Here is an 11965-nt window from a genome sequence, read left to right as displayed (position 1 = left end):
CAGTTGAAATATGTTAATCTCATTCGTTTACGACCCGATCCGGTAACGCTCCATGCCACTCGTCAACGGTTTTCATCTGCGTAATCTGCAAGGTGATATCTATGGCGGTCTGACGGCCGCGGTGGTCGCTTTGCCCCTCGCCCTGGCCATGGGCGTCTCCTCGGGAGCCGGCCCGATTGCCGGTATCTACGGCGCTATCTTCGTCGGCTTTTTTGCCGCGCTGTTCGGCGGCACGCCGGCACAGGTTTCCGGACCGACCGGCCCGATGACCGTGGTCATGGCAATGATATTCACCCAGTACACCGGCATGTTTCCGGACAATCCGGCGCACGGAGCGGCACTCGCTTTTGGCGTGGTGGTCCTGGGCGGGGTGTTCCAGATCATTTTCGGCCTGTTGCGCGTGGGAAAATTCATTGAACTGGTGCCGCACCCGGTGATTTCAGGTTTCATGAGCGGCATCGGCGTCATCATTATCCTGCTGCAGATCGGCCCCCTGGTGGGATTCGACAGCCCGGCCCGGCCGCTCCTGGCCATGCAGGCCATCCCGGATTTTCTCAGTAATATCCAGCCAGATGCGGCGACCCTCGGACTGTTAACCCTGATTGTTGTTTATACGGTTCCCGCATTTCTGCCACAACTCAACAAACTGATACCCGCTCCGTTGATTGCCCTGATCCTCGGCACCACGGCGGTATGGTTCCTGTTCCCCGGAAGCAGCGCACCGCTACTTGGTGAGATCCCTACCGGCATTCCCACACTGCAAATACCCGCCTTTGACCTGCTATTACTTCCCGGCATGATCAAGTCGGCCCTGACCCTGGCCGCTCTGGGCGCCATCGATTCACTGCTCACGTCACTGGTGGCGGACAATATTACCCGCGGCTACCACAAGTCTGACCGGGAGCTGATAGGCCAGGGCATAGGCAACACGGTGGCGGGCTTTTTCGGTGGTCTGCCGGGTGCCGGGGCCACTATGCGTACCGTGGTGAACATCAAGGCGGGCGGCAGGACTCCCATCTCCGGTGCCCTGCACTCCCTGATTCTGCTCGGCTGTATTCTGGGTGCCGGCGGTTTGGCCAGCCATATACCCAAAGCGGTACTGGCCGGCATCCTCATTAAGGTGGGCACTGACATTATCGACTGGGACTACTTCAAACGGCTGCGGCAGGTCCCCCTGTCCGGCATTGTCAAAATGCTGGTGGTGTTGCTGCTGACGGTATTTGTCGATCTGATGATTGCCGTTGCGACCGGCATGGTGATGGCCAGCATGCTGTTCATGAAGGAGATGGTGGATCTGCAGCTAAAAAGTATCAGCACCATTACCGATCCCGATCAGACCGAGACTCCCTTGTCCGATGAGGAGAAGCTAATCATCAAGGCGGCCAGGGGTGACATCCTGCTCTACCACCTGGCCGGCCCCATGAGTTTTGGCGCCGCCAAGGAGATGTCCCGACGGCTGGCCCAATTTGATCAGTATCGCGCCCTGGTGCTGGATCTCAGTGACGTGGCCAAGGTTGACTTCACCTCCAGCCGTGCCCTGGATGACATGATCTTCAATGCCCAGAGTACCGGTCGCCAGGTTTTTCTGGTGGGCGGCCGACCCCAAGTCTACGAGATGCTGCAGAAACAGGGAGTATTGGGCCGCCTGAATGAGGGGCACCAACACAACCGGCGCCTATCCGCCCTGCAGCATGCAGCCGCCAGTATCGGCATCCCCGCCGGCTGATGCCAGGTCTGTTACAGTGGCTGGTCAACACTCCATACCGGGGTCAGAAAAAATCACGGCTAGACTGATAAAAGCAAGCACACACATAACAATGGCTTATAGATAAGGAAAATTATTGTTACTTCTCCTCCCGCTTCACCACTGTCAGAATTGCCGGTAATCTGGAGAAGAAGTTATAAACTCAGGGGTTTAACATGTCCAAACAACATCCGATCGTTGCCGTTACCGGCTCATCCGGCGCAGGGACCTCCACTGTAAAGCGTGCCTTTGAGCACATTTTTTATCGTGACGGCGTGACTCCGGCCATTATCGAAGGCGACAGCTTCCACCGTTATGACCGAGTTGCGATGCGCGAGGCCGTTGCCGAGGCATCAAAACATGGAGAAAACCTGAGTCACTTCGGCCCTGACTCCAATCTATTTGGCGAACTGGAGAAGCTGTTCAGGTCCTATGGCGATCACGGCAACGGCAAGAAACGCTACTACCTGCACAGCGAGGAAGAGGCGGCCGAGCACAATGCCCGCCTGGGCACCGCCCTGGAACCGGGCCAGTTCACCCCCTGGGAGGATATTCCGGGAGAAACCGACCTGCTGTTTTACGAAGGCCTGCATGGCGGGGTGGTCACGGATGACGCCAACGTCGCCCAGTATGTCGACCTGCTGATCGGGGTCGTTCCCATTGTCAACCTGGAGTGGATTCAGAAGATTCACCGCGACAATGCCGAACGCGGCTATTCAGCCGAGGCCATTGTCGACACCATCCTGCGTCGCATGCCGGATTACATCAACTACATCACGCCGCAATTCTCGCGCACCGATATAAACTTCCAGCGCGTTTCCACCGTCGACACCTCAAACCCTTTCATTGCCCGGGACATTCCCAGTCCGGACGAAAGCTTTGTGGTCATCCGTTTCCGCGACCCCAAGAAATTCAAAGTCGACTTTCCTTACCTGCTCTCAATGCTGCATGACTCTTTCATGTCACGCCGCAACTCGATCGTGGTGCCCGGAGGGAAAATGGGGTTGGCTATGGAGATTATCCTGACTCCGATCATCGAACAAATGATGGATGAGAGAAACGGCTGAGAGGCCTGTGTTTCCGATCAAGCCCCGACAGAGGAATGGTAGCGAATTACAGGAGCGGCTTCGGCGGCGAAGCCGCTCCTATTTGACTGATCCGCTTACTGCGGCGGCTGCGGCAGGGGTATGGTCTTTCCGTTGACACTCAGCAGTCCGCCAGAGAGTGTCGCCTGGGTAGCAATCATATCGCCCTGCGCCAACAGAATCTCCTGACCGAGCAGCAGACTCAGTTGCCGATCGGCCAGTGTTGCCGCCATCTCCTTCAGCTGTTCGGTGTCAGGCATCTCACTTTCAGGCTCGATCAACCGGCGCTGCTCAAACTGCCGCAGCAGATCGGCCTCCACCTTCTGCTGCACCAGTAGCATGAACAACCGCTTCGGCATCTGTAGCGACGCGTCCGCAACCAGCTTATTGAGCACCGCCGGCGCATTGCCGATCTCTTTCAACTCCAGACCAACCGACTGAACCGAGAGCTTGCCCGTTATTAATCCATCCGGGGTCTGAATACTGAGCTTGTCAATGGTCACTACCGGATCACCCTTGAGCAGGGCCGGGGCATTGCCCATCAGCACACTCAACAGCGCCATCCCTTTCTTTTCATCCGACAGCTGCTGGGCATTGATCTCATCGATCGATTGCTGGACCTGCAGCAACGCCTTGGGTGACAGATTACCGACTCCCAGCTGAATATCCGCCGGACCGTATGCGGTTTCGTTCACCTCCAGCTCTTCAAGCCGGTAACGGACAGAGGCGCTGACCGCGGTCTCGCTGGCGTTACTCTCCGCGTCTATGCCCAGTTGACGTATTTCAAATCGGCTACCGGCCTCCTCATCCCGCAGGCCAATGCGGCCAATCTCGAACCGCCCCCCTCCCAGCATCAACCCGGAGATATCCCTGCGGGAGTGCGAGTCGAACTGCATCCCATCAATTTCCAGTAGCTGCCCACTCTGTTGTGCCAGCCGCAACGTCGGCAGGGTGAAACGGGCATCCACCTGTTCAAAGGCGGCATCAAAACGCATTTCGCCCTCGACCCCACTGAAGCGGATTGAAGGGCGCTGACCACTGGCCGGAATCTCACTGGCCGGGAGGTCAATCCGCGTACTGCCCTGACCATCTATTCCGATCAGTGTCCTGACCACCGCCTCATAATCCGCCGGCAGCAGTGATTCACCCTCCACCCTGATGTCACTCTGAATATCCGCCAGCCGGACTCCTTCGGTCGTTAACGGCCCATGCACAATGTGACTCACCAGAGAAAAATTCAGCGTTTCCGTCTTGCTGCGATCCGCCCCCGCAGGAATCCTGACCAGAAAACCGGTACGACTCTCGGCACCAAACCAGGCCCGCTGGTAATCCTGAGAGACCAACTCGACTCCTCCTTTCGCAAACTGCTGCATCAGTCCCTGATAGTACTTCTCCACCTGAAAGCCGATGATACCGGGAGCCGCCATCAGGACAGCACCCAACACCACGAACAGGGCGATAAAACGCTTCATAATCATCCTCTCTTTATTTTTATAATCCACACGGCTGGGAGATAACATCCCCTGCACCACGGCAATACCGACTAGCTGGAACTATTCAGCTGGGCGCAAGGTCCTGATCAATTTGATACACCAGGGACGGGAGATGGCCGATCACCGAGTCACCCACGACAGGTTATCCCACCGCCCGGTCGCTGCCCGACTCCAGCGCCCGCTTGATGACCGCCAGAACAGTTTCACGGTCAAGACCCGCCATCTGCAGCTGTTCAGCCGGTGTGGCATGTTCAATGAAGTGGTCAGGCAAACCGAGATTGATGGCACGGACCCGGTGCTGAATAGCCGCCAGGTACTCATTGACGGCAGACCCGGCACCGCCCTGTATAACATTCTCTTCCAGCGTGATCAGCAGCGTATGGGTATTGGCCAGTTGCTGCACCAGCGCTTCATCGAGCGGTTTGACGAAGCGCATATTGGCTACCGTGGCATCGACTTTCTCCGCCACCTCCAGCGCCGTATCCAGTAGACTGCCGAAGGCCAGGATCGCTATCCGCTGACCCGACCGTCGAATCTCACCCTTACCCAGGGGCAGGGCCTCCAGCCCCTCGGCCACCTGGGCACCGCAACCGGAGCCTCGGGGATAACGGACCAGGGCCGGTCCCTCATGCTGATAGGCGGTCTGCAGCAGCTTCCGGCACTCATTCTCATCCGATGGCGCCATCACCACCATGTTGGGGATGCAGCGCGCATAACTCAGATCAAAACTACCGGCGTGGGTGGCGCCATCGGCCCCCACCTGGCCGGCCCGGTCCACGGCAAAAGTGACATCCAGGTTTTGCAGCGCCACGTCATGGATGAGCTGATCGTAAGCACGCTGCAGGAAAGTGGAGTAGATCGCCACCACCGGTTTCATCCCGTCACAGGCCAGGCCTGCAGCGAAGGTAACGGCATGCTGTTCCGCAATGCCCACATCGTAATAGCGATCAGGAAAACGTTCCGCATACTGCACCATCCCGGAACCCGAGCACATGGCCGGGGTAATCGCCACCAGCCGCTTGTCGGCCGTGGCCGCGTCGCACAACCAGCGGCCGAAGATCTCCGTATAACTGGGACCGGAGGCGCTCTTCTTATCCATCTTGCCGGTCTTGGGGTCAAACGGGGTAACCCCGTGATAGACCAGCGGGTCCCCTTCCGCCGGCTTGTAGCCTTTGCCTTTCTGGGTCACGACATGCAGCAACCGCGGGCCATGCATCACCTTCATGTTCTGCAGGGTGGCGGTCAGGGTCTCCAGGTCATGTCCGTCGATCGGGCCGATATAATTGAATCCCAACTCTTCAAACAGGGTGCCGGGCATCACCATACCCTTCATATGCTCTTCCCAGCGCCCCACCAGCTCGGAAATATGCGGCAGGCTGCTGAGAGCCGATTTTCCGCCCTCCCGTACCCGGGTATAGAACTTGCTGGAAAGCAGACGGGCCAAATGGTTTCTGAAGGCGCCGACAGGATCCGAAATAGACATGTCGTTATCGTTCAGCACCACCAGCAAATCCAGATCCAGCGCACCGGCGTGATTAAGTGCCTCGAACGCCATCCCGGCGCCCATCGCCGCATCACCGATCACCGCCACCACATCGCGCTTGATGTTCTGTTGCTTGGCAGCAGCGGCCATCCCCAGTGCCGCGCCGATAGAGGTGCTGGAGTGGCCGGCGCCAAAAGTATCGTAGTCGCTCTCCTCGCGCCGGGGAAAACCGGAGATACCATCACGTTGGCGCAGGCTGCCCATGCGCTCGCGACGACCGGTCAGAATCTTGTGTGGATAGGCCTGATGCCCCACATCCCAGAGCAGCCGATCCTCTGGGGTGTTGAGTACATAGTGGAGTGCAATGGTCAGCTCTACCACCCCGAGTCCGGCGGCGAGGTGCCCGCCCGTGCGTGACACGGTTTCAATCAGAAAACAGCGCAACTCCTCGGCCAGCGTCGGCAAACGCTCAGGCGGCAGCAACCGGAGATCCCTGGGATATTCGATACTGTTGAGCAGTTTGAATGTTCCAGACGATCCTGACCTGCTGCTCTGTTGCCGCTCTGACATGCCCTTACCCGTACGTTCCACTGGAGGCCCCAGCGGCCATTGTAAAGTATAGCCGCCGGGAAATATCCACCCGTTTACTGGTGGAAGCTGGCTCCCGATGCTGGTGATTGTGCAATCGCAATAAGCGAAACCGGCCATTCTAGCCTAACAGGCCGCGCCAAGTCCCTACCTAATTTTCTGAATTTCGGCCAGACCATCACCCAGCAGAAAATCATGGAACGCCTGGGCGGAGGGTGACAATCGCTTGCCACGGCGGTGCACCATGAACCACTTCTTCAGCAGCGGAAAACCCTCCACATCCAGGGTGACCAGCCGACCGGTTTCCAGCTCCAGTTCAATGGTGTGGGCCGAAACCACCGCCAGACCGAGCCAGGCCCTGACCGCCTGCTTGATAGCCTCGCCGCCATTCAGCTCCATGCCACAGTTCAGCTCAAGGGCCTGTTCCTGAAAAAAACGCTCCAGCGCCAATCGGGTACCCGAACCGGCCTCCCGCATCAGAAAGGTCTCTTCGGCGAGCTTTTGCAGTGCAATATGCTTCTCCCCCACCAGCGGGTGGTCAGGTGGTGCGATCACCACCAGCGGATTATCCATAAACTCTTCATATTCCAGATCAAGAGCTTCAGGTGGCTGCCCCATCAGCACCAGATCCTTCTCATTCTGATCCAGCATACGCATGAGTTCCTTGCGGTTATTGACCGAGAGGCTGAGACGCACGCCGGGATAGCGACGGGAAAACGCGCCCAGGGCACGGGGCGCAAAATAGTTGACGGTACTGGCGACGGCGATATCCAGACGGCCGCGACTCAGGCCCTTCTGAGCCTCCATCACCTCTTCCATCTCATCCAGTTGCCGGAAGATGGCCTTTCCGTAAGTGTGGAGTTCCCGACCCGCTGCCGTGAGGTGAATTTTCTTACCCAGCTTCTCAAACAGCGGTAGGCCGACACTCTCCTCTAACTGTTTGATTTGCATGGAAACCGCCGGCTGACTAAGATATAACTCATCAGCCGCCCTGGTAAAACTCAAGTGATTGGCTACGGCCTCGAACACTTTTAACTGACGAATCGTGAAATTCATAACGCATCACCCCGTACTTACACATAAGCGCTACCTTATCACAACAATCAAAAAGTTTTAGTTTTATTTATAGTGATCGATGGCTATAGTCACCGCAACTCCTGAGGGAGAAGCCGAATCAACGCATCGCACTGTACCAGACAGCCCAATCAAAATTAGAGAGTAGTGAGGTAACAACAGATGGCCCTTGACCAAACCAGTCGCTATGCCGACCTGAGCCTGAACGAAGACAAGCTGATCGCTGACGGCAACCATATCCTGGTTGCCTACACCATGGAGCCCGCAGCCGGCCACGGTTATCTTGCTACCGCGGCACACTTCGCTGCCGAGTCCTCCACCGGCACCAACGTCGAGGTTTCCACCACCGACGACTTCACCAAGGGTGTCGACGCGCTGGTGTATGAGATCGATGAAGCCAACGGCATCATGAAGATCGCCTACCCGAATGAGCTGTTCGATCGCAATGTTACCGATGGTCGCATCATGCTGGTCTCTTTCCTCACCCTCGCCATTGGTAATAACCAGGGCATGGGCGATGTAAAGAGCGCCCAGATGCAGGATTTCTACGTGCCACCCAAGATGCTGCAGCTGTTTGACGGTCCCTCCAAGGACATCAGTGATATGTGGCGTATCCTGGGTCGTCCGGTGAAGGACGGTGGTTACATTGCCGGTACCATTATCAAACCGAAACTGGGCCTGCGTCCCGAGCCATTTGCCTCAGCCGCCTACCAGTTCTGGCTGGGTGGCGACTTCATCAAGAACGACGAGCCCCAGGGCAACCAGGTGTTCTGCCCGATGAAAAAGGTGATGCCGCTGGTCGCTGACGCCATGAAACGCGCCCAGGACGAGACCGGACAGGCCAAGCTGTTCTCCGCCAATATCACGGCGGATGACCATTATGAGATGCTGGCCCGCGCCGATTACATCCTGGAGACCTTTGGCGAGAACGCCTCCCACGTCGCCTTCCTGGTGGACGGTTATGTCGGCGGTCCCGGCATGATCACCACGGCACGCCGGCAGTATCCCAACCAGTACCTGCACTACCACCGTGCCGGTCATGGTGCCGTCACCTCGCCGTCATCCAAACGCGGCTACACTGCTTTCGTGCTGGCCAAGATGGCCCGTCTGCAGGGTGCATCCGGTATCCACGTCGGCACCATGGGCTACGGCAAGATGGAAGGTTCACGGGATGACAAGGTCATCGCCTACATGATCGAACGCGACAGCTGTGACGGTCCGTTCTATCACCAGGAGTGGTACGGCATGAAACCGACTACCCCGATCATCTCCGGTGGCATGAACGCCCTGCGTCTGCCCGGCTTCTTCGAGAACCTGGGCCACGGCAACGTAATCAACACCTCCGGCGGCGGCTCCTACGGCCACATCGACAGCCCGGCGGCCGGCGCCATCTCCCTGCGCCAGGCCTACGAGTGCTGGAAAGAGGGTGCCGACCCGGTCGAGTACGCCAAGGAGCACAAGGAGTTCGCCCGCGCCTTCGAGTCCTTCCCGCAGGACGCGGATCAGATCTTCCCCGGCTGGAGAGATCGTCTGGGCGTACACAAGTAAGCCGTTAAATCGCTGTGTAGAACAGAAGACCCCGTACCCTGGTGCGGGGTTTTTTGTTTACTCAAACTTATCCCCGCGTTCCCACGCTCTGCGTGGGAACGCGTATTTCCGGGAACCGGGTCCCACTCCAAGGTGCACCCCTATCCCGCTGCCAGCAGGGCGCGAATCTCAGGCACGCAGGAGCCGCAGCCACTCCCCGCCTTCAACACCTCGGCAATAGCCTCGACACTGTTCAGTCCTTGCACCTGTATCCCCGCCTGGATACGCTTCTCCCCAACCCCGTGACAGGCGCAGACGATCCTGCCCACGTCCGCGCGCTTATCCGGCGCATGGCCGGAGAGCAGACTGGCCCTCTCGGCCATGTCCAGTGATGCCTTGCCAAACAGCACTTCGATCCAGTCGCGCGGCGGCAGCTCCAGATCCGGACCGATGAACAGGCAGCTCTCCAGGCTGTTGTCGACAAAACGGGCGGCGCGATAGCGGTTGGCGGCCCGGTCGGAATACTCCATCCAGCCGACCTCCTGCTCCGCGCTGCAGAGATAGGAGCGGGCCATCCCGGCCCAGTCCTGCGGGGTCAGATCGCCCGCCATCTCATAGCGCCAGCAGCCCGCACCCCGGGAACGTGCCCAGTAGTCAGCCCCGACCGGCTGTAACCGGCGGCGCGAAAACAGGAAACCGTGCCAGGCATAGCGGCGTTCCCGGATGCGTGCCCGGCCCTGTTTGAACTCCGGCTGTCCGGAGAGCGGATCGGTCACCCCCGGCAGCAGCGCATTGACCCGGCCGGTCTCGGCAAACTGGCCATTCCAGTGCATCGGCATGAACAGACTGCCCGGTTGCTGGCCGGCGGTCACCCGCACCCGTACCGTGGCGCTGCCCGTGGGACTCTCGATGCACGCCAGGGTTCCATCGGCCAGGTCGTACAGAGCCGCATCATCAGGATGGACCTCCGCATAGGGTTCGATGGTGTGACTGGCGAGTCGGGGTGACAGGCCGGTACGGGTCATGGTGTGCCAATGATCCCGCACCCGGCCACTGTTCAGGGTCAGCGGATATTCCTGGTTTGGCATGTTTTTCGGCGGTCTGGGCGTCACCGGCACAAACCGCGCCCGGCCGTCTTCGGTACAGAACAGGCCCTCACTGAACAGGCGACAGGTGCCGCTGGGCTCCCTCCTGGTGAGCGGCCACTGGCGGGGAGTGAGTGCCTCATAGGCGGCATCACTCAGATCCGCGTAACCGCTGATATCAAAGGCCCGGTGACCACCCCGGTTTTCAAAGCCCGAAAGGGCCGCATGTTCACGAAAAATCTCACTGGGGCGCTGATAGTTGAATTGCCTGGCATAGCCCATACGGCTCGCCACCTGGCTGACGATCCACCAGTCCGGCCGCGCTTCCCCCGGCGCATGCAAAAAGGCGTGCTGGCGCGAGATGCGGCGTTCCGAGCTGGTGACCGTACCATCACGTTCACCCCAGGTGGTGGCGGGCAGGCGGATGTGCGCCAGCCCCAGGGTGTCCGTCGCAGCCACGCAGTCGGAGACGATCACCAGCGCGCATTTTTCCAGGGCGCGACGTATCCGATCCGAGTCCGGCAAGCTGACCGCCGGATTGGTCCCCATTATCCAGAGCACCCGGATCCTGCCAGCTTCCACGGCGTCAAACAGATCGACCGCTTTCAGTCCACCCCGCCGGGGTATTGCCGGTGCCTCCCAGAAGCGTTTCACCCGCTCCCGATCCGCCTCGGACTCAAGCTCCATGTGGGCGGCCAACTGGTTGGCCAGCCCGCCTACCTCACGCCCACCCATGGCATTAGGTTGCCCGGTCAGGGAGAAGGGTCCCATACCGGGACGACCAATACGACCGGTCAGCAGATGACAGTTGATAATGGCGTTAATCTTGTCCACGCCGCTGCTGGACTGATTGATGCCCTGGGAATAGACGGTGACCACCCGTTCGGTGCGGGCAAACAGGCGATAAAAACGCTCCACCGCTGCCGGCGCGAGTCCACAACCCTTAGCGACCCGGGCGATATCCGGGGCATCCAGAGCTGCCACCGCCAAAGCGGCCTCACTCTCCCGGGTTGCCTGCCGGACGAACAGGCTGTTGCGTTCACCTTGTTGTTCCAGGTAGACCAGCAGGCCGTTGAACAGCAGGGCATCCGTACCGGGCCGGATCGCCAGGTGCAGATCAGCCGTCGCGGCGGTAGGTGTCATTCGGGGATCGATGGTAACGATCTGCAGATCCGGATTCTGCTGTTTGCTGGCCATGATGCGCTGGTAGATCACCGGATGGCACCAGGCGGCATTGGAGCCGGCCAGCACAATCAGCTTGGCCCGCTCCAGATCATCATAACTGCAGGGCATCACATCGGCACCGAAGGCACGCTTGTGTGCCGCCACGGCGGATGACATACAGAGACGGGAGTTGGTATCGATATTGGCCGCGCCGATAAACCCCTTCATCAGCTTGTTGGCCACATAGTAGTCTTCGGTCAGCAGTTGACCCGAGACATAGAAGGCGACCGATTCCGGCCCATGTTCACGAATCGCCTGTTGCAGGCCATTGGCCACACTATCCAGTGCGGTATCCCAACCCACCTCACGACCGTTCACCACCGGCGTCAGCAGGCGGCCCGATTCACCCAACGTCTCACCCAGGGCACTCCCCTTGGAGCAGAGTCGGCCATAATTCGACGGGTGTTCCGGATCTCCCGTGATTGTCACCGCACCCGAGGGTTCCCGTCTGGCTATAACACCACAACCGACGCCGCAATAGGGACAGGTGGTCCTGACTTCCAGGGACATCAGTATGCCCTCCCGATAACGGGGTGGCCCGGAAACCGCTGCATCACCACGAGGGAGTGAGGCTCAAGCGAAAAACAACCAACCACTGACATGGACAATACCTCCTGCGAATACAGCAGCATTCAGCAAGGAGCATGCCATCGGTAAGAAAT

At 59.0% G+C, this 11965-nt stretch carries 7 protein-coding genes; 3 read left to right on the top strand and 4 right to left on the bottom strand.

Annotated features, from left to right (window positions below):
• Positions 1 to 52 precede the first annotated feature (52 nt).
• Together A3GO_RS0102500 and A3GO_RS0102495 are read left to right on the top strand one after the other, a co-directional pair.
• Positions 53 to 1726, top strand: coding sequence for a SulP family inorganic anion transporter (locus A3GO_RS0102500; RefSeq protein ID WP_029132062.1), 1674 nt, complete (start codon positions 53 to 55; stop codon positions 1724 to 1726).
• 194 nt (positions 1727 to 1920) lie between these two features.
• Complete coding sequence (locus A3GO_RS0102495; RefSeq protein ID WP_029132061.1) at positions 1921 to 2811, top strand: phosphoribulokinase; 891 nt, start codon at positions 1921 to 1923, stop codon at positions 2809 to 2811.
• A gap of 95 nt (positions 2812 to 2906) precedes the next feature.
• Here A3GO_RS0102495 and A3GO_RS0102490 read toward each other — a convergent pair whose 3' ends face one another.
• From A3GO_RS0102490 to A3GO_RS0102480, 3 genes are all read right to left on the bottom strand, one after another.
• A complete protein-coding gene (locus A3GO_RS0102490; protein WP_029132060.1) occupies positions 2907 to 4301 on the bottom strand; it encodes a YdgA family protein in 1395 nt (464 codons plus the stop codon).
• A gap of 163 nt (positions 4302 to 4464) precedes the next feature.
• The gene (gene dxs / locus A3GO_RS0102485) at positions 4465 to 6375 is read right to left on the bottom strand and encodes a 1-deoxy-D-xylulose-5-phosphate synthase (RefSeq protein ID WP_029132059.1); all 1911 of its coding nucleotides are present in this window, start codon (positions 6373 to 6375) and stop codon (positions 4465 to 4467) included.
• A 165-nt stretch (positions 6376 to 6540) separates the two neighbouring features.
• On the bottom strand, positions 6541 to 7449 hold the full coding sequence (locus A3GO_RS0102480) for a LysR family transcriptional regulator (protein ID WP_029132058.1): 909 nt from the start codon (positions 7447 to 7449) through the stop codon (positions 6541 to 6543).
• A gap of 180 nt (positions 7450 to 7629) precedes the next feature.
• Here A3GO_RS0102480 and A3GO_RS0102475 point away from each other — a divergent pair, with 180 nt between their 5' ends.
• Positions 7630 to 9015 carry a ribulose-bisphosphate carboxylase gene (locus A3GO_RS0102475; RefSeq protein WP_029132057.1) on the top strand — a complete coding sequence of 462 codons (1386 nt, stop codon included), beginning with the start codon at positions 7630 to 7632 and terminating at the stop codon, positions 9013 to 9015.
• A 140-nt stretch (positions 9016 to 9155) separates the two neighbouring features.
• Here A3GO_RS0102475 and A3GO_RS0102470 read toward each other — a convergent pair whose 3' ends face one another.
• Positions 9156 to 11813: a nitrate reductase gene (locus A3GO_RS0102470; protein WP_037374563.1), complete on the bottom strand. Its 2658-nt coding sequence runs from the start codon at positions 11811 to 11813 to the stop codon at positions 9156 to 9158.
• Between the last annotated feature and the right edge of the window lie 152 nt (positions 11814 to 11965).

The sequence above is a fragment of the Sedimenticola selenatireducens DSM 17993 genome, assembly GCF_000428045.1.
Lineage (GTDB): Bacteria > Pseudomonadota > Gammaproteobacteria > Chromatiales > Chromatiaceae > Sedimenticola > Sedimenticola selenatireducens.
The sequence above is the reverse complement of the archived record's forward strand: the minus strand, read 5'-3'. Positions and strand labels throughout refer to the sequence as shown.